27 protein-coding genes are annotated in these 26,625 nt (G+C 38.5%); 6 read left to right on the top strand and 21 right to left on the bottom strand.

Features of this window, described 5'->3' with window-relative positions; all coding sequences use genetic code 11:
- Both ACE1MS_RS08695 and ACE1MS_RS08690 read right to left on the bottom strand, forming a co-directional pair.
- Positions 1-951 carry a stalk domain-containing protein gene (locus ACE1MS_RS08695; RefSeq protein WP_012294028.1) on the bottom strand — a complete coding sequence of 317 codons (951 nt, stop codon included), beginning with the start codon at positions 949-951 and terminating at the stop codon, positions 1-3.
- A 116-nt stretch (positions 952-1,067) separates the two neighbouring features.
- Positions 1,068-2,840 carry a glycerophosphoryl diester phosphodiesterase membrane domain-containing protein gene (locus ACE1MS_RS08690; protein WP_036215664.1) on the bottom strand — a complete coding sequence of 591 codons (1,773 nt, stop codon included), beginning with the start codon at positions 2,838-2,840 and terminating at the stop codon, positions 1,068-1,070.
- A 221-nt stretch (positions 2,841-3,061) separates the two neighbouring features.
- Here ACE1MS_RS08690 and ACE1MS_RS08685 point away from each other — a divergent pair, with 221 nt between their 5' ends.
- Positions 3,062-3,271 (top strand): hypothetical protein, encoded by a 210-nt coding sequence (locus ACE1MS_RS08685; RefSeq protein WP_012294026.1) that lies wholly within the window; start codon positions 3,062-3,064, stop codon positions 3,269-3,271.
- 22 nt (positions 3,272-3,293) lie between these two features.
- Here the strand turns inward: ACE1MS_RS08685 and ACE1MS_RS08680 are convergent, their stop codons facing one another.
- From ACE1MS_RS08680 to ACE1MS_RS08640, 9 genes are all read right to left on the bottom strand, one after another.
- Entirely contained in the window at positions 3,294-4,868 is a 1,575-nt protein-coding gene (locus tag ACE1MS_RS08680) for an amidohydrolase (RefSeq protein WP_036166336.1), read from the bottom strand.
- 18 nt (positions 4,869-4,886) lie between these two features.
- The gene (locus tag ACE1MS_RS08675) at positions 4,887-5,438 is read right to left on the bottom strand and encodes a biotin transporter BioY (RefSeq protein WP_031419755.1); all 552 of its coding nucleotides are present in this window, start codon (positions 5,436-5,438) and stop codon (positions 4,887-4,889) included.
- 146 nt (positions 5,439-5,584) lie between these two features.
- On the bottom strand, positions 5,585-6,247 hold the full coding sequence (locus tag ACE1MS_RS08670; protein WP_036166342.1) for a TIGR04104 family putative zinc finger protein: 663 nt from the start codon (positions 6,245-6,247) through the stop codon (positions 5,585-5,587).
- On the bottom strand, positions 6,234-6,752 hold the full coding sequence (locus ACE1MS_RS08665; protein WP_012294021.1) for a sigma-70 family RNA polymerase sigma factor: 519 nt from the start codon (positions 6,750-6,752) through the stop codon (positions 6,234-6,236). The genes ACE1MS_RS08670 and ACE1MS_RS08665 overlap by 14 nt, the downstream gene beginning before the upstream one ends.
- 124 nt (positions 6,753-6,876) lie before the next feature.
- A complete protein-coding gene (locus tag ACE1MS_RS08660) occupies positions 6,877-7,635 on the bottom strand; it encodes an ABC transporter ATP-binding protein (RefSeq protein WP_031419750.1) in 759 nt (252 codons plus the stop codon).
- Between the two features lie 3 nt (positions 7,636-7,638).
- Positions 7,639-9,957 (bottom strand): ABC transporter permease, encoded by a 2,319-nt coding sequence (locus ACE1MS_RS08655; RefSeq protein ID WP_289449151.1) that lies wholly within the window; start codon positions 9,955-9,957, stop codon positions 7,639-7,641.
- Between the two features lie 37 nt (positions 9,958-9,994).
- The gene (locus ACE1MS_RS08650; protein ID WP_197150763.1) at positions 9,995-10,648 is read right to left on the bottom strand and encodes a TetR/AcrR family transcriptional regulator; all 654 of its coding nucleotides are present in this window, start codon (positions 10,646-10,648) and stop codon (positions 9,995-9,997) included.
- Positions 10,649-10,830: 182 nt separating this feature from the next.
- The gene (locus ACE1MS_RS08645; RefSeq protein WP_031419746.1) at positions 10,831-11,043 is read right to left on the bottom strand and encodes a helix-turn-helix domain-containing protein; all 213 of its coding nucleotides are present in this window, start codon (positions 11,041-11,043) and stop codon (positions 10,831-10,833) included.
- A gap of 10 nt (positions 11,044-11,053) precedes the next feature.
- Complete coding sequence (locus ACE1MS_RS08640) at positions 11,054-11,524, bottom strand: DUF2975 domain-containing protein (RefSeq protein ID WP_447402837.1); 471 nt, start codon at positions 11,522-11,524, stop codon at positions 11,054-11,056.
- A 168-nt stretch (positions 11,525-11,692) separates the two neighbouring features.
- Here ACE1MS_RS08640 and ACE1MS_RS08635 point away from each other — a divergent pair, with 168 nt between their 5' ends.
- Positions 11,693-12,247 carry a GNAT family N-acetyltransferase gene (locus ACE1MS_RS08635; protein ID WP_012294016.1) on the top strand — a complete coding sequence of 185 codons (555 nt, stop codon included), beginning with the start codon at positions 11,693-11,695 and terminating at the stop codon, positions 12,245-12,247.
- 46 nt (positions 12,248-12,293) lie between these two features.
- On the opposite strand, the gene ACE1MS_RS08630 is transcribed toward ACE1MS_RS08635, so the two are convergent.
- The gene (locus ACE1MS_RS08630) at positions 12,294-13,742 is read right to left on the bottom strand and encodes a tetratricopeptide repeat-containing diguanylate cyclase (protein WP_036161350.1); all 1,449 of its coding nucleotides are present in this window, start codon (positions 13,740-13,742) and stop codon (positions 12,294-12,296) included.
- Between the two features lie 452 nt (positions 13,743-14,194).
- Between ACE1MS_RS08630 and ACE1MS_RS08625 the strand changes: the two genes are divergently transcribed.
- Together ACE1MS_RS08625 and ACE1MS_RS08620 are read left to right on the top strand one after the other, a co-directional pair.
- The gene (locus ACE1MS_RS08625) at positions 14,195-14,635 is read left to right on the top strand and encodes a MerR family transcriptional regulator (protein ID WP_031419742.1); all 441 of its coding nucleotides are present in this window, start codon (positions 14,195-14,197) and stop codon (positions 14,633-14,635) included.
- On the top strand, positions 14,622-14,975 hold the full coding sequence (locus tag ACE1MS_RS08620; RefSeq protein WP_036161343.1) for a DUF4260 domain-containing protein: 354 nt from the start codon (positions 14,622-14,624) through the stop codon (positions 14,973-14,975). The genes ACE1MS_RS08625 and ACE1MS_RS08620 overlap by 14 nt, the downstream gene beginning before the upstream one ends.
- A gap of 134 nt (positions 14,976-15,109) precedes the next feature.
- Here ACE1MS_RS08620 and ACE1MS_RS08615 read toward each other — a convergent pair whose 3' ends face one another.
- The 6 genes from ACE1MS_RS08615 to ACE1MS_RS08590 all read right to left on the bottom strand — a co-directional run bounded on the left by ACE1MS_RS08615 (position 15,110) and on the right by ACE1MS_RS08590 (position 20,401).
- The gene (locus tag ACE1MS_RS08615) at positions 15,110-15,331 is read right to left on the bottom strand and encodes a hypothetical protein (protein ID WP_447402836.1); all 222 of its coding nucleotides are present in this window, start codon (positions 15,329-15,331) and stop codon (positions 15,110-15,112) included.
- A 9-nt stretch (positions 15,332-15,340) separates the two neighbouring features.
- The gene (locus ACE1MS_RS08610) at positions 15,341-16,411 is read right to left on the bottom strand and encodes a LolA family protein (protein WP_036166357.1); all 1,071 of its coding nucleotides are present in this window, start codon (positions 16,409-16,411) and stop codon (positions 15,341-15,343) included.
- Positions 16,408-17,859, bottom strand: coding sequence for a HAMP domain-containing sensor histidine kinase (locus tag ACE1MS_RS08605; RefSeq protein ID WP_036161338.1), 1,452 nt, complete (start codon positions 17,857-17,859; stop codon positions 16,408-16,410). Before ACE1MS_RS08605 ends, ACE1MS_RS08610 begins: the two co-directional genes overlap by 4 nt.
- On the bottom strand, positions 17,856-18,554 hold the full coding sequence (locus tag ACE1MS_RS08600; protein ID WP_031419736.1) for a response regulator transcription factor: 699 nt from the start codon (positions 18,552-18,554) through the stop codon (positions 17,856-17,858). Before ACE1MS_RS08600 ends, ACE1MS_RS08605 begins: the two co-directional genes overlap by 4 nt.
- A gap of 194 nt (positions 18,555-18,748) precedes the next feature.
- Positions 18,749-19,765, bottom strand: coding sequence for an inorganic phosphate transporter (locus tag ACE1MS_RS08595; RefSeq protein WP_012294007.1), 1,017 nt, complete (start codon positions 19,763-19,765; stop codon positions 18,749-18,751).
- A 15-nt stretch (positions 19,766-19,780) separates the two neighbouring features.
- Complete coding sequence (locus ACE1MS_RS08590) at positions 19,781-20,401, bottom strand: DUF47 domain-containing protein (RefSeq protein WP_031419734.1); 621 nt, start codon at positions 20,399-20,401, stop codon at positions 19,781-19,783.
- A 539-nt stretch (positions 20,402-20,940) separates the two neighbouring features.
- On the opposite strand from ACE1MS_RS08590, the gene nhaC reads away from it, so the two are divergent.
- Complete coding sequence (gene nhaC / locus ACE1MS_RS08585) at positions 20,941-22,323, top strand: Na+/H+ antiporter NhaC (protein WP_031419733.1); 1,383 nt, start codon at positions 20,941-20,943, stop codon at positions 22,321-22,323.
- Positions 22,324-22,373: 50 nt separating this feature from the next.
- On the opposite strand, the gene ACE1MS_RS08580 is transcribed toward nhaC, so the two are convergent.
- The 3 genes from ACE1MS_RS08580 to ACE1MS_RS08570 form a co-directional block, all read right to left on the bottom strand.
- Positions 22,374-23,855, bottom strand: a complete 1,482-nt coding sequence (locus ACE1MS_RS08580) for a multicopper oxidase family protein (protein ID WP_447402835.1) — start codon at positions 23,853-23,855, stop codon at positions 22,374-22,376.
- 67 nt (positions 23,856-23,922) lie between these two features.
- Positions 23,923-24,633, bottom strand: coding sequence for a cytochrome c biogenesis CcdA family protein (locus ACE1MS_RS08575; protein ID WP_197224977.1), 711 nt, complete (start codon positions 24,631-24,633; stop codon positions 23,923-23,925).
- Between the two features lie 26 nt (positions 24,634-24,659).
- A complete protein-coding gene (locus tag ACE1MS_RS08570; RefSeq protein WP_207889840.1) occupies positions 24,660-25,397 on the bottom strand; it encodes an urease accessory protein UreH domain-containing protein in 738 nt (245 codons plus the stop codon).
- Positions 25,398-25,720: 323 nt separating this feature from the next.
- On the opposite strand from ACE1MS_RS08570, the gene ACE1MS_RS08565 reads away from it, so the two are divergent.
- A complete protein-coding gene (locus tag ACE1MS_RS08565) occupies positions 25,721-26,488 on the top strand; it encodes a sporulation protein (protein ID WP_012294001.1) in 768 nt (255 codons plus the stop codon).
- Positions 26,489-26,625: the final 137 nt, after the last annotated feature.

Below are 26,625 nucleotides of genomic sequence, written 5' to 3'. Positions count from 1 at the left end.
TTATTTCATTAATTCTTTGACGAACTCTACAGATACATATGTTTTACCATTTTCTAATAAAGCAGGTGCTACGTCAAATTGGCGAAGCGCTTTATTGTAGCCATATTCTTTTTGGCCACGAGTAATTGTGTAGGAAACAGCACCTTTAGAAATGATGGCACCTTTAGGCGTTACTTCTACGTCAAAGCCAAGCTTTTCTACAATTAATCGTAAAGGAACCATTTTCGTCCCTTCTACCTCATAAAAATCTTTTTGCATAATCTCTTCAATGGCAGCGTGATCTGGTGTTGGTTCAGGCGTTGGCACTGGGTCCACCTCAACTGGCTCTTCCTTCTCAATAGTATCCAACACGATAACCTTTGAAGGTGGTGTTTGAGCAGGAATACTCATTGTTGCGATTGTGTAGAACACAACTAAGTGCTGTTCTTCTAAATCACTAGCTTTTAGTTTTTTTCCAGAAGCACTTTCAATTTTTGTGTCTTCTCCAACGTTTAATTTCAAGTAATTGTCCGTATCGATTAAGTTTTTATCGAAGTAATCGACTTCCACACTGCCCATATTATCTTTTTCTACAATAATAACCTCTGGGTTATATTGTGGTGGATAAATAGCAAGCATAGGCTTTTTCGCATAAGAGTAAGCTGACACCTTATCCCCTTTTTGAAGCTTCACTTCTTTTCCCAAGTTGTCGAACACGAATGAATCTTTATCGACAACCACTATATTCGTCTGTTCACCTTCTACTACTGTATAGTAGGTTGCGTTCTCACGGACCTCTACATTTTCAACTTTCCCAGTTACTTTAATAAAAACTGGCTGAGCTTGTTGTTCAATAGTTTCTGAAACAGGTACTACAGTCTCAGCCTCGCTCGCTGATGCAGTTGGAACGCCCATCGCGCTCCCTACTAATAGTGCTGTCATAGCAAATGGTACGACTTTCGTCATTTTCATATAAAAAGCATCTCCTTTATTTCACGAATTCATAGAAGTAGTCGTGTTCATATGAAAAAGGTTACAATATGGCCAGATTTTTTTAAAAGCCGTTGGGCAGGTATCGCATTCCATACTTAAAATATAAATTTCAATCGGTTAAGGATCCGTTGTAAGAAATATTGATGTTCGCTTTGCTTTGTCCTTAAATCGCGGGCAACATCAGGATGATCGGTAATGACGCCGCTCACATTTTTCTCAATAAAGGTTTGTAAGGAACGGTCATCATTCAGCGTCCAAACAAATAAATCCATCGGGTTTTGCTTCAGCTCTTCAATAAGCTGCTCAGTTACCCATGACTCCTCTAAGGCAATGAAATCCACACTTTCTTCCATTGGGCCGATATTAAGTGCATAGACAATACCCACTCTTAAATTCGGCACTATTTTTTTTAATTGAGTCATTTTCTGCCCATCTACAGATTGCACATAATACGAATCCAGTACTTTGTATTTTCGTAGCTTTTCTACTAATTTGGGCAACACATCTTCCGTTTCCTTGCCATGTACCTTTAACTCAATTAGTAACGCGACGTCTAAAGCTTTAGCAATTTCGATACAGTCCTCTAAAGAAGCAATTTTATCGCTATAGCCATTTTGATGAATCGTTAATGTTTTTAATTCACGTAAGGTCATATTAGCAATGACTCCATTTTTCCCTGCCAATCGCCTCAAAGTACGATCATGGAATACAACAAATTCGCCATCCACTGTTTGCTGAATATCAATTTCAATGAGGTCTGCTCCGGCATTTGCTGCGCTCACTAGCCCGCTAATCGTATTTTCCACATTGCCCGCCACATAGCCTCGATGGGCAATAATTTTAGTATCGGGTGCATAGACGCTTTTCTCTAACGAATTAATATTCATCATACTTAAGACAACAAAAACAACAAGGCTAATGAGCAGTAAAGGTTTATAGCGTCGTTTTCTTTGTTTAGCAGACCTGTTGATTTTCCCTAGGATAGGTGTATTGTAGGTGATGGCAACCATGACTTGTGAAAACATGGCCTGTAATAAACTAAAGAGCACCACAAACACCATTTCTAGAAAGGCGAGCGTTACCCCTGCGGTTATCAATGCGACACTTGGTAATAAGCGCTCCATAAAATAAAGTGGAAGTGTGCTAATTACTGTTATACTGAGCATGACGAATAGATGACCTGTTAAAAGCATAACCAATAGGGCTAAAAGCTCCAATAAACCTTTTTTGGAAAATCGCCAGCTTTGCTTGAAAGAACGTAAAATAGAAATCTTTGGCTGGATTGTAAAGATAGGTAACGTTAAAATACTCCGAATACCGATCATTACTAAAATACTTGCCACTGCTGCATATGCTAATCTACCAGTTCGACTACTCATGATTTCTTCTGTTAAAAAATGTGGAAGTGAGATGGATTGGGTTAAGGTGAGTGGTAGCATAAAAGAAGCAAGTGGCATTAATAGAGCAAGATAGACGATTAAAAATAGGACTTGGACACTAAAAAAATAAACAACCTTCCGATTTAGCTGCTGCCATAAAGAAAAAAATCGATAGCGCATTCCTCTTTGTTGATGAAAGGCCATTAAAAATAGAAAGCCCATTTCATAATAAACAAATAATAAGAACAACAAGATTAATAGACAAATCATCATTATGACAAAAGGATGTGCCATAAAGCTTTGCCAATTTTGCTCGGTTATATGTGTATATCCTGTTACTCGTAGCATGAGCTTTAACAGCATAGTGCTTACAGGGATCATTAATAAAAACTGAAAGACTCTAATTAATGCGAAAACCTGTACATAGTCTAATCGATAAATATAAATATTATTAACAGCCTGTCGCATTACTTGTCCTGCCTTGTGCACATAATCACCCCTGTTACAGTTAAAATCGCTCTCTTCTAACGTATGTTTTGACCGCCATGACACAGTACTCAAAGCAATAAAATAGCAATTTGTTCAAGTATCCTATGCAACTTGTAGAAAAAATATTTGTGTATTTATCGTGACGTTCTCCATTTTCTTGAAACTTTTCTCGAAGCCATCCTGTATATAACTAGATACCCTGTAGAGAAAGGAGCGCAAACATGAAATTCGACATTGGCGATATGATTAGTACAACGGTTCTTTTAGGCCTGTTTTTAGCAATCTTTTTCGGGATGATTCGTATGATCAAAAAAATGAAAGCAACGATTCCTGTGCCTCCTCCACCAACCATGCAACAGCAAGTAGAGGACTTAACAAAACGTGTGACAACCTTAGAACAACAAATACATCATATTGTAAATAGAAAATAGCTTCAAAAAAATCGCTGCAAGGTTACCCTTCGCAGCGATTTTCATATACAATCTTCCCATCTACCACGGTACAAAATACGTCAATTTGAGGTAGTTGCTCTATATCCACAGTGAAAATATCCTCTTTTAAAATCGTAAAATCAGCTGAATAGCCTGCTGCGATTTTACCACGAGTGTGCTGCTGACCTATTATTTCAGCCGCTCCTCCTGTATACAAATGGACTGCTTCAAAACGAGAAATTTTCTCCTTAGGATTGTAGCCATCATGTTTTTCTCCCACATTGCACCTTGTGACAGCCGCATAGATTCCCATTAATGGATTCGGTACTTCAATCGGTGCGTCACTACCACCAGCAACGACAAGCCCATGGTCAAGAAGTGACTTTAAAGGGTGTAAACCTTGAACGCGCTCCTCACCAAGCTTCGATAGCTCAGCGTCATATTCTCCCTGAACAAATTGCGGCTGCATATCGATAGCAACAGGCAATTTAGCTAATTTAGTTAAAATGTCATCATCGACCAAGCTACAATGGATCACACGATCAAGCTGACCAGCCTGTGGTGGATATGCCGCAAAAATATCTACAATCAGTTCGATGGCTAAATCACCGATTGCATGGACAGCGACAGTTTGTCCAGATTGACGAGCCAACTGAACATACTTCGTTAATTGCTCTGTCGTATGTATAAGCATTCCTGTATTATGTGGGTCATCGCTGTATGGTTGACGTAGCGCTGCGGTTCTTCCTCCAAAGGCTCCATCAATAAAGATTTTCATAGCACCAAACTCCAAAAAAGGTGAGGATGTAGTATCCAATTTTTCCATCTCCTCAAAAACCGTATGATGCTGCAATAAATGAACCTTGAATGAATGCTGTGATTCCACTATTTTACGGTAAGCTTGAATGGGTTGGTTTGGCGGCCCGTAATAGCTTAAATCCTCCGAATGACCACCCACTAAACCATATGCTTGTAATGAGGCCACAGCTTTTACCAAGGCATCCTCAATATACGCAGGTGTAATATGGGGCATATGATTAACCACTAAATATAACGCCGCATCCTTTAATACGCCCGTGAGCTGACCATCTATTTTTTCAATGATTCCCCCCTCTGGTGAAGGCGTAGCATTGGTAATCCCTGCAAATGCAAGTGCCTTAGAATTAGCTAAAATTAAATGGTGACAGCTACGTTTTATGATTAAATAAGCTTCACCAAGCGCATCCAGCTCCGCTAAAGTAGGAAAAATGGGCTCTTCAAATTGGTTTTCATTTAATCCAATCGCTATGACCCATTCATTGGACGCTGCCTTGGACATACGCTCTTGAAGCTTTGCTAGTAACGCCTCTTTACTCGTTATCGCCGATACATCAATATGCTTCAGTTTTTCCCCGTAACCAATAATATGTAAATGACTATCCACAAAACCTGGATACATCACATTGCCTTGTAAATGTCGAGTAGAAGTAGCTAGTGGCGACAAGCTCTCTACAGAGCCTGTCGCCACAATTTTCCCATCTTCTTCAAGGACTGCTTCTACTGTTTCATCAACCTGAGCCATCGTGTAAATCTTTCCACCTGTCCATAATGTTGCCAAAACAATTCCCCCTATGTCCTACGCTATTGCTTCAATTAAATGTGCTCTTTCTAAGCGGCGACGGACAATGACACCTATCCATGCTGCAAGCACCGCTTTAACGATTCCTACTACGATAAATGGTGCCACACCGCCCATAAAGGCAGCTGTCCACGTATAGTCTGCTACAATTTTTAACCAAACTGTACCAAATGATAACGTAATAATCATCCCTATGATATTTGCAATAATCGCTTGGGTAAATGAAATACCAAATTTATCTAAGTATAAGCCCATAATAATCGCTGTGGCAAGGAATCCTACAATATATCCCCCTGTCGGCCCAACCAAAATTCCTAGACCCCCAGACATCCCACTAAACACAGGTAAACCAGCTGCCCCTAACAACATATATAAAAGAACAGATAATGTCCCTAATCTTGTCCCTAAAATAGTGACGACGATGCCAACTGCTAAAGTTTGTCCTGTAATTGGAATTAGAGGTAGTGGAATAGTCACCTGTGCCAAAACAGCAATAATCGCTGCCCCAAATGCCGCCAACACATATTGATATGTACTTCCTTTTTTCAATGTAAAAAGCCTCCCTTTGCTATACGTTAACTAATAATAAAAATAAGTTAACACAAAGATAATGCAAATGAAAACGGTTGTCAATGTATTTAGTATAAAAAAGAAATTGCTAGATGAACTTCGCAATTTCCCCTTCGATATGATGATTACCATAAAGGTTCATTCATAGAATCCTTATCTTGTAGCTTAAATACATATGGTACGATTTGATAAAGAAAAATAATCACCCCTACTAGGAAGAAAATAAAACCGATGTAGTAATTATGGAACACATGTTGCAACAAAATGATTAGTGGTATTGGCATAGAAAGCATCCCCCCTAATTGCATAGATTTTTTCGTGCGATACTGTTTTTGGCCACAATGAGAACACACAATTTCTCCATTTTTGCGATACAATTTGCGCGCGCCTTTTGCAGACCAGCTCTCCCCGCATTCAATACAAATAGGAAGACCGTATCCTTTTTTTATTAATACACGCTTGACAATAAAAGCGGCACCGACAAAAAAGCCCAACAACAACATTCCTCGCACATAATCCGAATTGAATAGTGACCACCAGCTCCAGGCATCCGACTGAATAGTTGCTGCTTGGTGACCTGTGGAATGCTGTTCCTTTTGCTCTGTTAAAAGATAACTAAAACCAATGACCAATACCGTAAAGGTTGCCAGTACGATACGATACGTCCATTGATGACCTACTTGATGTTTTTCCTTTCGTCGAGCCTTTTCTGCGATTAGTTGTTTACGTTTCTGAGAGAATTTCACATCTTGTAGTTCCTTTAATAACCCTTCTTTAAATTGATTCATGACGTAGCACCTCCCAATCAAAGTCTCCCATTGCTGTTGCCAGCTGTTTACGCGCTCGTTGTAACCTTGTACGAATTGTCGCTTCCGGACATCGTACAAGCTGTGCAATTTCCACAGTTGTCATCTCCTCAAAATAATACAAAACTAAAACCTCACGATAGGCTACTGATAACGTAAATAACGCCTCTGTCAGCTCTTTTTTAACAGACTTCTCGAGCATTTCTACCTCCGGCGTTATTGCCGTTGTACGACCCATAATCTTTTCAAATAATGTCAGTCGTTTACTTTTCCAGCTCCGTAAATAATCATGGCTCCGGTTTACTGTCATTTTTACTAAATATGTACGCAATGATGCTTGCTGCCGGAACTGTCCCTGCTTCTGGTAAAAGGCTATGAACACATCCTGCACAATATCTTCCGCTGTTGCCTTATTCTTCACGTATAAATAGGCTACTTTTAGTAAGTAATCTCCATGCTCCTCGATTACTTGTTCAATATCCATCATTGCTCTCACCTACTTTCTATACTACTGACGGACGCCATTGCTAAAGCGATTCATTTTTTCTAAAAAAAATAAAAAAATCCGCAATAGCTACTCCAAGTCATTGCGGATTTTTTGAATTCATCTATTAAATACCCATTTCTCGCATCGTGGTTGCAACTTTTGCCATTCTATCATCCAAATCAATACCCTTGAATCGTGGTAAACGCAATTCACTGATAATAGAACCATCACTCATAAAGAGAATACGCTCGGTTCGTGCAGCAATTTTCGGATCATGTGTCACAAGCATAACCGTTGTACCTTCTTGATTGATGGAGGCTAGAATATCCATAATTTCCTGGGCAGTCGTTGAATTTAATGCGCCTGTTGGTTCATCACCAAAAATCATCGATGGACTACTAATTAAAGCTCGACAAATGCCTGCCCGCTGAAGCTGGCCACCTGAAACTTGCGTAATATCACGCGTTGCTAAGTCCTCAATCCCTACTTTTTTCATGATGCTCTGTGCTTTTTCCGTTAAAGCTACGATATTCTTTCGCTGATCACGTACTGCTGGTAACAATATATTATCAAGGATATTTAAACTTTTAAGAAAGGTTGGCTGCTGAAACACAAAACCCATCCTCGTTCGACGAAGTTCAGCTAGCTCCTTGTCATGGAGTGTTGTTACATCGACTCCATCAAAAGAAACCAGTCCTTGATCAATGCTGTCCATCCCACTAAGAGCGTATAGTAAGGTTGATTTACCGCAACCAGAAGGGCCCATAATTGAAACGAACTCGCCTTCATATACATCAATAGATATAGACTTTAAAACCTCATGTCGTTCAGTTCCGACCTGAAATGACTTGGCTATTTGTTCACCACTCAAAAGCTTTTTCATATTCTACTCCTTTATATGATCCATTATTTTTAACTGTCCCGCCTTAAAAGTACCAATAAGTGTTGCTAGGAGTACGACACTTAGGAGAGCTAACGGGCAAAAAACATAGGCAGATAGTGGATTAATGATAAAATTAAATGAAGCTGCACCGAATGATGCAATGATCGTGGATGTCAGGAATTCTCCTAATGTGTTAGCGAGAACTGTCCCCACAGTAATGGCCAGCATCAAGACAACAACTGAACGTGCCGCATATTGTATGGAAATATCTACGTTTGTAAAGCCCATCGATTTCAAGATAGCAATGGGAGATCGATCCTTTGCGATAAGCATTTTCATAAACAACACTGTCATCAGCACACACATAAGGAGAGCTCCTACAAGTGCTACACTTGAAACTTTCTTAATAGCACTGATGGTCGTTCCGAATGTTTGATAAATATATTCCTCGATGCCTGAAACCTTGGCAAAATGAAATCTATCTGCATACTCCGTAACCTTTTTTTCGACTTCCGATTGATTAGACAACGTTCCATAAAATACGTTCCACATACTATCTGTAGAATCATCTAAGAATGCTGCCTTCGCTGTTTTCCCACCATTGGTAATATCTGAATAAATGCCACTCACTGTTAAACTTTTCATTTCACCTTGGACGATAAGGATAATAGTATCACCCACTTTTTTGTGAAGCTCCTCCGCATTAAGAACAGAAAGGGCCATTTCATCCTGGGCTACCGGCGCCCTACCTTGCGCATATTCTACTGGGAAAACGGTATGGTCGCCCAACTCTATTTTTAGACTCTCTTCCACTCCGTCATCTGTCATTGTTGTAAATTTTTTTGTCGTCAGAACCGTATAATTCGTAATATCTTTATCACGCTCTAGCGTTTCGAGCACAGCTGTTACATGCTGAATATGTTGGTCCCCTTGTGGGATATCTATGCGGATGTCACTATTGCCAATCCCCATATACGTGATAAATTTTTTGGAGGAAATGGTATTGTATAAATTTTGAGGTACAATAATGATAAATGTTGCTAATAGTAAGACAGTAAGCATCGTGGCATATAATCTTTTACGGGATAGTACATCCTTCACGCCCAAAAAGAGATTGATAGGAAGCCTTTTATTGGTGCTAATTTTTAGCCACCTCGCATGTCTTGCTTTACTTTGCACCGCTCCAAATCGGATAGCCTGAACAGCCGAAAGCTTACGAAACTGTTTCAAAACAAATTGTACATAAATCAGAATGGAAGCAAATACTAGCACAAGACCTATAATAGTGAACAGCCAGATAAGTGCCGTATTGGCTGTATCCCCCATATAAAGACGGATATTTGCTAAAAGAATATCCCTTACCATAAATGAAAAGGTAAAGCCAAGCACACAGCCCAAGGCCGCTATCACACCGTATTTTGCAAGATACATTTTCTGTATATCGGCAACCCGTAAACCAATTGCCTTCATTACACCAATTTCACGATAATCCTCTTCCATTTTAGTTAGCAATGTAAAACGGATACACATCAATGCAATGACCACCACTAGCACGCTGATTAATAAAATAACAGCGATCATCAAACCATCTGATAGGGCATTTAGCATTTTAAAGAGCGGCCACGTAATCGTAGGTCCGTTCGCTTCTAAATCTGCACGTTGATAGGCCTCTTCAAAGCTTCTCAAATCAGCCAAATCTTTCAAACGAAACTCTATTAAATATTCAATAGTGCCAGCTGCCTTAATGGCTGCATAGTCCTCTTCACTAACGAGAAATCGTTTAGACGACGCTAGCATAGAATTCATTTGTGAATCCCTTAAAAAACCTGCAACTGTAAATGGCTTATTATGGATCATTACTGTATCACCAAGCTTGGCTGTGCCGTCCCTCATATAGCCTACAGGTACGTAAATATCTCCTTTTTCCACTTCAATCACACGGCCATCAAGGTCTAGTAAAAAATCAAACTTCTCACTTTGGGTGGTAAACCCATTGTCCTGTACATTTTGTGCAAGTGTGTTGCCTGCAATGTTTATCTTGGCACCATCTACATTGAGAAATTCATTTATCTGAAATTCATCCACCTGCTCATTGCGCTCCGCAAAATGAATGAGACGCTCTTGATCGATAGTACCCGAATGCATTTGAAGAAAATGAGATGTTTCCGCTTGCTTTAATAATGTATCAATGGAAGTGGATAAATGAACAATAAGAACGGCCGAAAGCGTAACAAGCATAGCCGCACCTGCCACAAATAATGTTGTCAAACATGTAATCACCTTACTATTCGCTATATCATTCCGTACAATTTTGAAATACATAGGTCACCCCTTTGTCAGTATTAAGACCCTCATCCATTTATTTCGTCTCGCCTTGCCCTGCATGACTAAACATTTTCATCATGTACAACAAACTACCGGTTTCCACGCCAAGCATTCGCTCCACATTGAAGATAAATGGTGGGATACGAGCGGCCCGCTCTTCATCTGACAACAATACCAAGTCATCATCGAAGACGGTATTTGTATAAGCGACAATCATCTCCATACATTCGTATGGGTACGGTGTATGATAAATCCCTTGCTCAATACCCTCACGGATGATGTCCGTCAATAATGGCGGCACTTGATTCATGACTACCTGCTGTATTTTTCGATGCATTAATGCATTTTGCGGCTTATGAATGTGGTCCATAATTTCCTGACCATTTTCATTTTCATTCTGCATATTTAATGCCATCACAACCCTTAATATGCGCTCATTCACCGCAATACTGTTGTCCACTGCAACTGCCCTTGCTTTCGTTAACATGGTTTCGGTATATCGTTCGATGAGGGCATCCATAATATCTTCCTTGGATTTAAAATGGTAATATAGCGTACCGCGGGCAATCCCAACTTTTTCAAGAATATTATTGGTGCTAGTGCCATCGAACCCCTTCTGCGTAAACAGCTCATCTGCTGCATCTAAAATTTCATTTCTCCGTTCCTCTGCTTTTTTCATTTCCCTCATCCAAACACTCCTCTCAATAGACCGACTGACTGTCGATTTATCTTAGCTTTATCGTAGCATAACTATATTCTTTTGGCAATATTTACTACATTTTTTTATTCTAAGTAAATACGGATGACCCGTGTGAAAAAATGACAAAAGCCATCGAGACTTATTCTCTCGACGGCTTTGAACTACAGTCTTTATCCTTCGTTCCGTTTATATTCTAAAATATCCCCAGGCTGACATTCTAACGCCTCACAAATCGCCTCTAATGTTGAAAAGCGAATTGCTTTCGCTTTGCCATTTTTCAAAATAGAAAGATTCGCCATCGTGATGCCAACCTTCTCTGAAAGTTCAGTTACACTCATTTTCCGTTTCGCCAACATGACATCAATATTGATAATCATCGCCATAGTATTCACCTCAAACCGTTAAATCATTTTCTGATTTGATATCGATGGCATTTTCTAGTAGCTTTTGAAGAACAGCAGCAAAAACTGCAACCACAAAAGAAGCACAAATAATAACCATTCCAATAAGTATAAGACCAGGGGCATCGTCTACTTCTGCAGCATAGTATATCAGTGGCATGCCCACCACGTAAACACTACTAATGATAATTGCACAATATTTAATATTAATTAAAGCTTTCACTGACAGCTCTGAAAAAGCAATGTTTTGATCAATATAGCTTAGCAGCTTGATTGTTGTATATAGAGCAACAAAATAAGCAATTGCCGTTGCATAGACGCCAAATAATGCAACAATGGTTAAGATTGGAGAATGCTGAGCTGTATCTAAAGCAACACGTGGCACCACCCATATACATAAAGCAAAAACCGGCAATCCCATTAGAAAAACAGCGATCTTTAAAAAGAGCGTTTCTCGTTTCATATTACGCACCTCTTTTATTTATTATCTTGTTCAATTTACCATAACATTTATCGTTTTTCAATAAATTTTTATCTAATTTCAAGAAATCATTAATTTCCATTATGTAGTTTATTCCTTCTATTTAATTGTGTTATAATCTGTTTTACCATTTTTGAAGGGGGTAATTCAATGTTTTACCAAGCAACAGACAAAACAATCGAAACAGAGCGTCTCATGCTCCGACTTTTTACAGAGGCTGATGCACCTGAAGTAAGTTTGTTATGTAACAATTTTGCCCTTTACAAGAGCACGTTAAATTTGCCCTATCCTTATACGTTAGATTGTGCTTTGTCATGGATTTCCAACCATCTACAAAATTTTGAACAAGAGAAACTATATGAATTTGCTATAACGGACAAACAAAGCGGACATTTATATGGGGCTATCGGGCTATCCAATCGACAACAGCATCGAAATGGTGAAATGGCTTATTGGATTGGGGAACCGTATTGGGGGAATGGCTATGGAACAGAAGCTGCTCGTGCCATCATTGAATTTGCCTTTAAAGAAAAACAGTATCATCGTGTCTTCGCGCAGTATTTTCTATCTAATCCCGCCTCTGGCAAAATCATGGAGAAGTGTGGCATGTGCTATGAGGGAACGTTAAAATCTCATGTTTTTAAAAATGGTACTTTTGAAGATATCGTATTTTACGGCATTATTAATCCTGACAGCAGCTTGTAAACGTATTTAAAAGAGGCACCTACTATAAAGTCATGCCTCTTTCTCTTTAAATACCATTTCCCACATCACAATAATGGTTATAGTGTGTAATTTGGTTACGTCCATTACGCTTTGACTTGTAAAGTGCTTCATCCGCATGCTGAATCAGCTCTTCCACTTTCTTGATTTTGCCAAAATGATTCGTACTAACTCCGATACTAAATTCCAATTGAACCGTTTCGCCATTTACCGTGAGTGACAAAGCCGTTAAGGTTTGATAGAGGTTGTCGGCCAATGTTTGCACCGTTTCCCCCTCTTTTACTTGACTGAGAATGATAAACTCGTCTCCCCCAAAGCGAGCAACGATAGCTTCAAAGGGTTGAAAATAATCTTGTAATGTTTTAGCAGTATTCGTTAGCGCATCGTCTCCAAATAAATGGCCATTCATATCATTGATTTCTTTAAAATGGTCTAAATCCACCATCATCAACGCTAGTTGCTGATTGCTTTCAGCTGCTTTTTCGAGCATCCTTTTGGCATTTTCATCAAAATAACGTCGATTGTAAATATTCGTTAGCGGATCAAAATAAGCATTTTTTTCAAATTGCTTTTTATGATCATTGTACTCCATTTCAAATAATACATGAGAGTAATTTTCACGTTGGATTTCTAACAAAATATTAATATATTCCTTCTGAACAGCACATAAAACAATTTTATTCCCTTGATCCTCAATTAGCTTCACTAATGAATTATAGATGATTTGGAGCAAGGACAGGTCATTGTTTTGCAAAGCATAATGTTTAGTCTTTTGATATAAATCAATAGCCTCACTTACGCGTCCTTGTCGTTCACAAAGAACAGCATATGCATTGAAGACCTCTAATTGTACTTTTGAATAGGGTGGGTTATGAATTGTTGCTAATAATTCTTGTAATAGTACATTAGCCTCATCAAACTCTTCCAGCCATATAAGTGCTACTGCTAGGTTTGTTTTTGGATACATAATTCCTGTATAAGGTTCTTTATGCTGCACTTCAAACGCATTTGAGTAATAAAGACTTTTTAAGGCGAATTCCTTGGCTGTGCGATAATTGCCCATTGATATTTCCAAATCGCTTAGATTATTATAAATTTTCCCCAGGCTCTCCACATGTTGAATAGATTCAGCAATTTTTAATCCCTTTAACATCAGCTCTTCAGATTTCTTTAAGTGACCAAAAGTCCCCCAATAAATGGCAGCTATATTATAATATTGAATAAGATCAATATCATTACCATGTTGAAAAGTCAGCTCTCGATATTGTTCAAGTACACTAATCGATAGCTGTAAATCACCAGTTTGAAAATAACTGGCACAGCTATAACGTAATAGAAGGATGGCCTTATCATACATTCCAAGCTTAATGGCACTTTCGACTGCGGCACTACTTATTTCTATATATTCTAAAAAACGATCCGCGTTATATAATTCATTGAGCGTAATCCATAATTCTTCAAATTCTTGTACGTTCATACCGCTCCCCCTTATTTTCACCCTTACATCTTTAATACTACCTGCACGAATAAAATATTACAATTCTTTGGACTCATTTGTTTTTACAAAATTAAGCAATTAATACTAGACAAATGAGTGATTGTGTATATTTTCCTATATTACTATTTTTATATTTTACTGGTAAATTTAACATGGTACTTTCACTATAATTTTCTCGCAACCAAAAAACAAGCCTCTTTCACAGAGACTTGTTAAGATTCTTCAATACCCAATAATTCTTTTAATTTCTTGGCCTTTGCAGAGGTAAATTTAACTTCTCCACTTCCTCTCTTTTGGAGATAAAGTAAACCTCCAATAGCCCTTCTATATTTTAATACGCCCCCCTCCCCCTAACCGTATCAAATTTTTTCTTAAAGTGTATTGACCTTGGAGCTTACTCCAATGTTAGGATGATTGTAGGAGGTGCTTTTATGAAAATTAAACAATTTGCTGAGAAGTTTGGATTATCCACCGATACAGTCCGTTATTACGAAAAAGAAGGACTTTTACATCCGCAGAAGTTAAACAATGGCTACCGTGTGTATGATGGCACATGTGAACAGACCATGAAATTTATTCTCGTCCTACGCCAGCTTGGCTTTAGCTTACAAGAAATTAATTTTTTACTGACACTCGAACAGAAACCTATATCCACGGAATGTAATGAAGCAACCGTACAGCTATTTTCTGCAAAGATTGCCCATATTGAACAGCTCATGTACTTTTATCAGCACGCACTACATTCCTTACAGCTAACCAAAGCATTAATGGCTGACGGACAATTTCAGAACAACCAAGAAAAAATTAACTTACTAATGGAAGATATGTACCAAAACTTACAGGAAGGTCGTGGTCACAATGAAACTACGTAAAATTCTCTCTCTAGAATATGTCATCGCCTTTATCATGACAATCTTTTTTTATGGGCACTTAGATTTTTCATGGCTATCATTTATAATATTTTTACTTTTACCTGATATCACGATGCTCGGATATATGATCAATTCAAAAATCGGGGCCCTTTTCTATAATATTGGACATAGCTTTGTCATACCGGCCGTACTTCTCGTAATCGGCTTTACGCTATCTACGCCAATACTTCTGATGGCTGCCTTGATTTGGCTAGCACATATTTTCTTAGATCGAGCACTCGGTTACGGTTTAAAATATGAGGAAGCCTTTACGAAAACACATTTACAGCAGATTGCTTAATGAATAAGAGGAAGCCTGAATAAAGGAATATCAATGGTTGAGCAAAACCATAAAAAAGGTGGTCAACGATAAAACAATAGCGTACTCCTACTATAAAAAGCAGGATCCTCATCTGAGATCCTGCCTTTCACTTTTTATATTAATCGTTTTAAAAGTGATTCATATAGCCCTAACATCAATAATCCAATCAATATCGGAATAAGTGAAGTAAAGCTGAAATAAAAGCCTACTTCATCGTATCGACCCGTAAAATGAAATTGTAGCCAAGACACTTGATAGGTATCCCCTACCCCGTATAAAAAAATAGTTGTAAATAAAAACAATGCAAGACATTTCATCCCATGTGCTCTTTTCATAGCATCACCTCATTGTACAATTTCCATTTGTTGTGCATAGCTTATAAGATCCTCAATCGTTAACTCTGGATTTTCGCCAACGATACTATATTGATAGCCGTTTTCTTGCCAAGCAATCGAACGGAAATTTTTATCATCCATAACCGTTCCTTTTTGTCCTCGAATATCCATCTCTTTTTCATTTAAGATGGGACCAATTTCACTCATACTCTCATCCGCTTTAAAAATAGTGATGAAAAACGCTGGCTGCCCATCTAATCCAAAGTCAAAGGAATATTCTGGTCGATCCTCTAATCCTTTAACCATTGAAATTTTATCTATAGAAAGGGCATTTTCTTGCGGAACCATTAAAAACTTTCCTAGTTGTTGCTTTGCTTCGTCCCATGAAATTAATGCTGAAGTATCTTCACCGCTAATTTCTTGGATCGTTACATCCTCTGGTAGATCAAGTATAAATTGTTGATCATCTATTTTTTCATCAACATTTATTTTTGAGTATTCGGTGATTATTTGATTACCTGCATTATCTGACTTCATTTTTAACATCAGCCATGTTTTTTTGTCAATCCATGCTTCTATATCCCCAAATAGTGATTCGGTTTTTGTAGTTTTTGCTACAATTTTATATGTGTCTCTTCCAGCGACCTTCTCTTCGCCTGCTATCTTAATCTCATGTGTATCTTTAACCAAATTAAAAACAAGCTGTACCTCTTCCCTAGGCGATCGTAGCCCGTCAAGTTCGCCTTGTGGATACGCCATTTTAAAGGCTGTATGTTCCGTGACATCATAGCTTATCAGCTCAGAGTCAGTTTTGACCGTGATGACATGTTCACCATTGTCACCTTTCATTTCTATACGTCTATACTTATCCTTGACCCATTCTTTTACCTGAGCTTTGCCACCTAGCTCTCCCATATCTAACGTATATTCGCCATAATAGGTAAGCGGTTGCTTCGATTCTTGGAGCGTCTGCTCAATAATTTCCTGGGGTGAATACGATGCCTCGGTATTACAGCCTACTAAACTAAATGTCATGACAGCGATTAAGCCTGCTGCTCGGCATGAATTTTTCCAACTCATAGTTCGTCTACTCCTTTATTAGGTGGAAGCCAGCAGACAACAGCTGTTCCAATGTTCTCACTAGAAAGCAGCTCTACCGTACCACCATGTTTTTCAATAATTTGTTTCGTAATATTTAAGCCAAGTCCCGTGCCTCGTTCTCCAGCCTTTGATCTGGCATGGTCCGCTTGATACATGGGCTCGAATAATTTTACAATGTCCTTTTGTGGCAAGCCCTGTCCGCTATTTTGCACAATCATATACATACCCTCTTGCTTCGTCAAAGCTGGCTTAAGGAAATCAAACCCCCATTCCGGAACACTTCCAGCTTTAACCGCTGCTAAACCAATAGATGTGCCGATCTCACCATAGCGCCAAGCATTGCTCAATAAATTATCAATTACACGTTGAAGTTGTTTAGGGTGCACAGCATATAGCCCATCTACATCACAGAACACTTCTAATGTAAACCCCTGTTCCTCACATAACGGTTCATAGTCTGACAAAGCCATCTCAAAAAATTCTTCCCCATCTACGTCTACCAGCTCTAATTCATAGCTCGTAGATTGGAGTAATGTAAACATTAATAAATCTTCTAGCATATGCTTCATTCGATCAGCCTTCGTGATGATAACCCGCTGATAGTCTGCTTGCTGCTGTTGTGATAAGCCATTGTTTAGTAAGGATTCCGCATAGGCTTGAATAGCCGTAAGAGGCGTTTTTAAATCGTGGGAGATACTTGCAATCATCATTTCCTTTTGCTGTTGTTCTACTTTTAAGGAAGCTCGGGTCTTTTCAATTTCATGTTGCATCGCCACAAATGTTTGAGCGAGTGAACCAATCTCATCTTTCCTTGTACTTAAATTAGATTCTATATGCTCACCTTTGGCAAAATTCCGCATTTGATGCATCAATTCTCGTAATGGTCGATTAAGTTTTCGATTAAGCAACAAAATGACCCCTATATAAATCACTAGAAACAGCAAGATAGAGCCTGTAATGACAAGCCATGAACGCTTCTCCACGCCTTTCACCCAATCAGTTCTTATTAATTGAATTTCATAGATGCCTAACAAGTCCCCATTGCGATATACTGGTTCCTTGTAGGTAAAAGCGTTGTATGATTGTTGTAACTCATATAAACCTTTAAACATGCGCTCTTTCCATACATAGCCCGATTTTAACGGGTTAGAGGAATATAAGACAAAACCAGATTTCGTGTAAAGTGTAATCGCCAACTGCTCATTGGTCAGCTCTTCTATTTCTTCTAAATTTGCCTGTTTTTGATATAGTGCTGGATTGTCAACGATTGCTTTTACCTGATTTAGCTCTGTCCACTTGTCAAAGTATTCCGCAACATTTTTATCTTGATAATAAGCATTTATCCACACATACAGACTATAAGCACCAGATATGGGCAACACCATAACAATAAAAAAAGTGATAAGTAACCAAGATTTTATTTTCATAGCGGTTCACCAATAAAACGATAACCCTTGCCCCATACAGTTTGAATAAAATATGGATGTTTCACTGAATCTTTTAGCTTTTCTCTTAGTGCCTTAATATGTACTGTAACAGTATGAGTGTCCTCTAACGTTGCCTGCTGCCAAATATACTGATACAGTTCCTTCTTCGTAAAGGTTTGACTCGGATTTTTTGCTAGTAGCTTGACAAGAGCAAATTCTTTTTGGGTTAATGCGATTTCTTGCTCATTAATGCTCACTATTTCCCGTTTCCAATCAATGATTAATCCATTTGCATAGGCAGTTTGCTCTTCTACTTCGTCTTGCTTGTTATAGCGTCTCCAGCGTCTAAGATGCGATGCCACACGAGCCTTTAATTCCTCCAAACTAAACGGTTTCGCGATATAATCATCCGCTCCTTGCAAGCCCTCCACTTTATCCGCTTCTTCCTTACGAGCACTCATCATGAGGATGGGGACATCACTTTCCCAGCGTATATTTTGACAAACCGTAAGACCATCCATTTCTGGTAGCATCCAGTCAACTAACACTAAATCAAATGGTTGCTTCTGAAAATCTTCCAGCCCTTCAAGACCCGTAGTTGCCCACGTCACTTGATAGCCCTCTTGCTCCAGCGTATCTTTGACAATGCGACCAATTGCAGCATCATCCTCAATCAGTAATAACTTTACCTTCATCAGTTCTCCTCCTGCTTAAACCTTACTACGGAAAAAGTGATTTTCCCTGAACTTTACACTTTCTTTATAATTAACTTAGAACGAATTCTTATTTTGCACAAATGATTAGGATTGTCCATTTCTACTATGCGGAGCTATCCTTCTTCCCAAAACAAAAAAAGAATGCACAGTCGTTGTGCATTCTCCTCGTCAAACTAGAAAAATAAACTTAAAATATAGTAAATTAATGCTGCCATTACTGCAGAGATTGGCATAGTGATGACCCAAGTTGTTACGATTTTACGGGCCATTCCCCATTTAACGCCTTTGACACGATGTGCTGTTCCTACACCCATGATAGATGAAGAAATAACATGTGTTGTGGATACCGGTAAGTGAATTAATGTCGCACCAAAGATAATGGAAGCCGATGCTAAGTCGGCTGCGACGCCATTCACTGGGCGAATCTTCATAATTTTACCGCCCACCGTTTTGATGATTTTATATCCACCTACTGAGGTACCAAGACCCATTGCTGTAGCTGCTGCAAAGCGCACCCAGAAAGGGATATCGTCACCTGTGTGTAATCCTCCTGCGATTAAAGCAAGTGTTATAATCCCCATTGCTTTTTGCGCATCGTTCGTTCCATGTGTAAATGATTGTAGGGCAGCTGTCCCGATTTGCATGGTACGGAAGCCTTTATTTGTACGGTATAAATTCATATCTTTAAAGATGACCTTCAATAGGGTCATCATTAGGAAACCAGCGGCAAATGCTAATAATGGTGAGAAAATCAGTGCTTGTAAAATTTTAATAAACCCTGCATAGTTCAAAATATTGAATCCTGCTGCTGCAATAGCGGCACCTGCTACTGACCCAATTAATGTATGGGAAGAACTTGACGGAATTCCAAAATACCATGTAAGTAAATTCCATGTGATAGCAGATAATAGAGCTGCTAAAATAACGACAGAACCCGTGATATCGCCATCAAAAGCATTTAAGCTAAACGGGTCCACAATGTCTTTTGTTAAGGCTTTTGCTACTCCAACAAATGTAATGGCTCCGACGAAGTTCATAACTGCAGCCATGTAAACCGCTGTACGTGGTTTTAACGCACGGGTTGATACAGATGTTGCAATAGCATTCGCTGTATCATGGAAGCCATTTATAAAGTCGAATACTAATGCAAATATAACGACTAATATGGTAATGAGTAATATTGTATCCATTTGTTACACTCCATCTTATGCGTTACGCATAATTATTGTTTCAATTGTGTTTGCCACTGTTTGGCAGCTATCAGCAATATCCTCGAATTGCTCATAAATATCCTTGAAAACAATGAGGCGCATTGGATCTTTTTCTTGAATAAATAACTGCTTCATTGAGGAACGGAAGATTTCATCACATTCACGTTCGTTATCTTTAATTTGAATAGCATGTTTACGCATCTCAACAAGCTTTTTATTATTTAATAGCTCCATGGCTTGTACCATTTCATCTGTACTCTTCGAAATATATGTTAGGAATTGACGCATTGGCTCCGTTACTTCCGTTAAATTGTACATATTGAAGTGGGCAATACAGCCTTCCATTCCATCAATCACATCATCCAATTTATTCGCTAAAGCTAAAATATCTTCTCGCTCAATTGGTGTCATAAATGATTTATTAAGCATAACGATGAGCTCATGAATTAATTTATCGCCGCTTGTTTCATATTCTTTCATTGTATCGGCAATTTCTTTTAACGCATCTATATCTTGAATATGGGCATTATGAGCATAATAAATTCCCTCATTCACATTTTTAGCGATTTTTAATAAGGACTGAAAAAAAGGATCTTGCTTGTTTGAGTTGAACATCTTGTTCCTCCTGTAAAATAAAAATTATCAATATCTGAACCATCATAACAAAACATTTACACAATTCTACAAAATTTTAAACACTTACGTGTTGATTTTACAAAACTGTAATATAAAATTTGCCACATTTATTTTCAGGGCAGTTTCCAAGTTGAAAACGTTGGAAATCAAATAATAAAAATCACTATTTTTCTTTAAATATGAGCATTTTTTCTGTTATTTTTATAAAAATACTTGAAATTTACTTTTTCCCTTCTATTTGTTTACCACTTGAAATGTTAAGGAATTGTAAACAAGATTTACATTCTAAATAAATATTCCTCTGTTATTTTTTACCTAAAGAATGTCGAAACATGTAACCTTTCCTATTTGTTATGCTCGTCCTCGTTGTTGCTTATACATAAAATAAAAAACAACAATTTTGTATAACTTAAAGGAATTCTTCAATTTTCTGTCAATTGACAAAAAATATTAGCGTGCTATAATACTTTTGGGCTTCACCGCATTGAAGCGAAGAAGTATTTAGTAGGAGGTTACATATGTTTCGAATTGAAGCTAAAAGCAACCCTCGATTTATTGAGGCAAGCTTCGTTATACTTTTAATTATTGCCACAATGGCTTTTAGTATTGGGTATTTAAAAGCAACACCCCATATCCCAATATTTCTGGTTATTTCACTTTTACTAGCCTATGGATTGTTAAAAAGAGTTTCCTTTCGCGATTTAGAAGGTGGGATGATTGCTGGTGCTAGTGCTGGATTGGGCGCTGTTTTCATTTTCTTCTTTATTGGTATTTTAATTTCGAGCTGGATTATGGGTGGAACAATCCCAACGCTCATCTACTATGGTTTTTTAACCGTTTCACCAAACTTTTTCTTTGCCATCGTTTTTTTAATTTGTAGCATTGTAGGTATTTCTGTTGGTAGTTCGTTAACAACCGTGGCAACTGTCGGTGTGGCATTTATGGGTATCGCAGGTGCCATGGACATTTCGTTAACAATAACTGCTGGTGCAATTGTTTCTGGCGCCTTTTTTGGTGATAAAATGTCACCCTTATCCGATACAACCAATCTTGCTTCAGGAACAGTCGGTGTAGATCTATTTGAACATATTAAAAATATGGGCTGGACAACAATCCCTGCTTTCCTGATTTCATTCGTACTATACGCCATTTTATCGCCAACAGGTGAAGCAACATCTTTTGATACGGTTGAGCAATTTAAAGAAGGATTGCTGTCTACAGGACTTATTCATTGGTATACATTATTGCCAATAGTTGTCCTTGTTATTATGACATTCTATAAAGCTCCTGCCGTTATTACATTAGCGGTTGTCTCAATTCTTGGAGTGGGTCTATCTTATACACTGGACCCCCTACCTGCTTCAGACGTCTTCAAAATTTTATTTGATGGCTATGTCTCTCACTCTGGTAATAAGGATGTAGATGCCTTACTGACACGCGGTGGCATGAATAGCATGCTATTTACAATTGCACTTGTACTACTGGCCTTAACAATGGGTGGCCTCTTGTTCACACTTGGTATCATACAAAGTATTTTAGCCAAGGTTGAAAGCTTATTAAAAAGTGCTGGCTCAGTTATTACAGGCGCGGCGATTACTGGCATTGGCATCAATACATTAATCGGTGAGCAGTATTTATCTATCCTGTTAACTGGTGAAGCATTTAAAGCTCAATTTGCGAAGGTTGGCCTAGCTCCTAAAAACCTATCTCGTGTCATGGAGGATGCTGGAACGGTTGTCAATCCACTTGTCCCTTGGAGTGTCTGTGGTATTTTCATCACAAGTGTCCTCGGAATTTCCACACTGGATTATCTACCTTTCACCTTCTTCTGTTTACTCGGCCCGATTCTAACCGTTATTTTTGGCTGGAGTGGCAAAACATTAACAAAGCTTGAGCAATAACAAAAGGTAGCTGATTAAAAATCAGCTACCTTTTTATCCACCAAAAATTTCTATTCTACCTTTACTTGTCCCATCATACCATTATCTTCATGCTCCAATAAATGACAATGGAACATATAGATGCCCTTATCTTGAAACTTCACTGCTAATTTAACTAACTCACCTGGTTCAATGGACACCGTATCCTTCCAGCCCTGTTCATTGGGCGGTGGCGCCTGACCATTAATGGATACAATTTTAAATTGCGTGCCGTGTATATGAAACGGATGGGTCATGCCTCCCATCATATCAGGTTTATTGTAAATTTCCCAAATTTCTGTCACTCCCTGCTGTTGAACAAAATCAATTCTATTCTTATCAAATTGCTTGCCATTAATCGTTACCATCGTCCCCATACCAAATAGCTCTATACGTTTAGATACAGGTAATTGTTGTTCTTCACTAGTTGTAGAGAATTGATTAAATACATCCTGCATCTTCTGTGGAGTAGTGCGTTCATTTGTGATCGTAAACGGTAACAGGACTACACCTTCTTCATTTATCAATGATAAATCAGTGGAAGTACTTAGCTTTGAAAAATCGATGATAATTTCAGCACGTTCACCTGGTGTTAAGGTCAGTTTATTTAGTGGAACAGGGCTATTTAAAAATCCTCCATCTGTGGCGATTTGTTGAAAATTCTCATTTGTACTAAGCTTAAAAGTGAAATTCCGAGCATTGGAGCCGTTCACTAATCGAAGTCGAACAGGCTCTTGGCGGACATGAAGCTTCGGATTGAGCGTACCATTGATGAGTAATGTATCACCAATTGTCCCATCATTATTTTTGAATTGCTGGTAGTTCAATTGCTGTTGATCATCAAACTGGCGGTCCTGAAAGATTAACGGAATATCATTCACGCCATATTCATGAGGTAATCCTAAACGCTGTGAATTTTCATCCTCCACGTAAATCAGTCCTGCCAAACCTTTATATACCTGCTCAGCCGTCTGTCCTTCTGGGTGAGGATGAAACCACAAAGTAGCTGCTTGCTGGCGGATATTAAAAGTCAGCTGCTTCGATTGACCAGGTTCTATTCGTTCATGAGGGCCACCATCCCCCTCACCTGGTATTTCTAAACCATGCCAATGAAATGTTGTCTCTTTGTTCATTTCATTTGTTGTTGAAAATTGCACAGTTTGTCCCGATTGAATCCGTATCACCGGCCCTAAAAAGGACCCGTTATAGCCATAGGTTTCTGTTTGAACCCCTTGATAAAACTCTGTTGTCCCTTCTTGTGCGACAATTGAATAGTGAGCTGGATTATCTCCATCTGGTTCTAGTAAAGGTGGGATGACCAACTCATTTTCTCCTGTAGAAGGTGCAAGCTGTAAGGGATTTGTATGACTCATATGACCATTTGTCCTATCCATTCCCTCATGAGGCTTGTTCATTGGTTTAGTAGATAATTCGTCAGCTGTTTTACTAGTACTACACCCGCCTATTAGTAAAATCAATAGCGTCAGTAATGAAAACCATACTTTAGATTTCATCTATTTTCCTCCTTTTGTTACAACAAAACGAATGTAACAAAGAAGTATGGAGAAATGATGAAGGTCGTTAAAATCCTGAAAAACCATCGAACAAGGGGCTTAGCCAAATGATGATTCTTGTTAAACCATCGAAAAATAGAATAATGCCCAGCACAATCATAAAATAGCCACCCACTTTTGTGGTCATGTGACTATACTTTCGTATCCATGCGAATTTCGTGACAAATTGTGATAGAAGGAAAAATGGGATGGCGAACCCTAACACATAGGCGATCATGTAAAACATACCCATCCCTGGATGCTGGGAAGCCATCATAAAAACTGCCCCCGTAATTGGGCCTGTACAGGGCGTCCAGCCCGCTGCAAAGGCAAGACCAATAAAAAAAGAGCCCAAATAGCCTGTGGGACGATTTTTAAAGGAAAGACGTTTTTCTTGCATTAAAAATTTCGGGGATAAAGCACCTATAATAATTAAACCAAACAGCACAATTAATATAGCCCCAACCTGTCGCAAAACATCTTGGTACTGGAAGAAAAACCACCCCACAACAGATGAGCCATAGCCTAAGAAAATAAAAATCACAGAAAATCCAATTAAAAAGAATAGTGTATGCAACATACCAATCGTTCTTAATTTTTTATTGTCTCCCTGAAGCTCATCCAATGACATTCCTGTAATATAAGAAATAAAAGCTGGATAGAGCGGTAAGGTGCAAGGCGAAATAAAGTTTAAAAACCCTGCGCCAAAGGCTAAAAAAAGATTCATATCTGGATTCATTTTGTTCGCTCCTTACATCTTACAAGTTAAGTTATCCCCCAATATGTAATGGTGTCCATTATACCTAGTAATAGTAACAATATGCCTGCCATTAATTGAATAACTCTCCCCATCTTCATGCTTGTTCGTAAAATGAGACGCTTAGCATCGAAAAGATAAATGAAGAGAAGCATGATGAGTAGTGGTACAGAAGTGGCAACCCCAAAAATACTCGGTAAGATAAACCCATAGGAAGTGCCTGTCACAATGGGCATTAGCCATACAAAAAACAGCACAAACATGGTTGGACAAAAGGCAATAGAGAAACTAGCCCCCATTAAAAAGGAGCCTAATTTGCCCCCTTTCATAACAGGAGGAATAAGATTCGACAGGCGATTTAAAAATTTTAGCTTTAATAAACCTAATAAAACGAGCCCTGTCAGTATCATAATTGGTCCAATGGCCTGACGAAAAATGGGGAAATACAATGTCATTTTAGTTTCAAACGATTGTCCAAATAACCATGCTAAAAAACCAAGTCCGCTAAAAACAACTACTTTTCCAAAAATAAAAAACAGAATATCCTGCCAATTATTTTTCATTTGAAGCGTCCTATTTCCATAAAATGTAACCGCACTCATATTACCGGTTATTTGGCAGGGAGCTAGTGCCCCTATGAGACCTAAAAGAAGCGCCATAGCCCAAGCTGAATGCTCATAGGCATTTAAAAATTGGTTGATTGGCTCACTCATAAATTGACTAATCGCTGACAAAAAACTATACAATTGAAACACCCTCTATCTGTTCATCATTTCAGCTTTAAAACTAGCCAAAACTAGTATAAAGGTTAAATATGAATAAACGGTGCAGAAATCGAACACACCGTTTTGAGAAAACTATGATGTGATCAAAGTATGTCTTTTTGTTGGTAGACGCTATCATACGAATCCACACCGGGAGAGCGATACTAGATATGGTTTCATTGCTCGTGCTATCGCCATCCCTCTTTCGATTTCCAATGAGTATGGCGAAAAATTTATGAGTCTTGAAACCTTTTTTCAAACTGTGCGTATGTATATCTAACAATGTCAGTAGGAGGAATGTAAGAATGTCTTTTTTTCATAAAGCACTAGCAAGTTTTGGAATAGGTTCAGCAACAGTTGATACAAGGTTGGAAAAGGATACTTATCGAGCTGGAGAAGTCATGCGAGGTGAAATCATCGTGCGTGGTGGTCAAGTTGAACAACAAGTGGATTCTATCTATTTATCTATAAATACGACATATATACGAGAGTCCAATGATCATAAACATACAGAGGTGGCCACTCTACAAAAAGTCAAAGTGACAGAGCCTTTTACACTAGCAGCTAGTGAAGAGAAGGTCATTCCCATTTCATTGACACTGCCCTTTGAAACACCCATTAGTGCGGGCAAAACGCAAGTTTGGATTCAAACTGGACTTGATATTAAAAATGCCGTAGACCCAAGTGATAAAGATTATATTCGTGTAGAGCCAACAAGCCTCGCATCACATATACTTGACGCTATAGGGCAATTAGGTTTTCGTTTACGAGAAGCAGAATGTGAACAAGCCCCAGCACGCTTCCGTGGATATTATCCATTTGTACAGGAGTTTGAATTTGTACCAACAGGTTCCTTTAGAGGACATCTAGATGAACTTGAAATAGTTTTCCTCTCGCAGTCCAATCACTCTGCAGAAATTCTATTACAAATTGACCGCAAAGTAAGAGGGATTGGAAGCTTCTTCGCAGAGGCTCTAGAGATGGATGAAAGCTACGTTCGAACAACGATTACGATGCATGATCTACCGACGCTTCCAGAAAAACTTCAACAACTTATTTCAAAGCATATATAAATTCAATAAAAAGTAGTTGAAGAGCACTTCAACTACTTTTTTATCTCCAAGCACACGTATGGAGGAGATGATTTAATGTCATGGCAATAAAATCGGGTATTGCTGTGAAAAAGAAAAAAGACTGTAGACAACTCAAC

The organism is Lysinibacillus sp. fkY74-1 (assembly GCF_053165895.1).
Note: the sequence above shows the minus strand (reverse complement) of the source record. Positions and strands in the feature narration are given on the sequence as shown.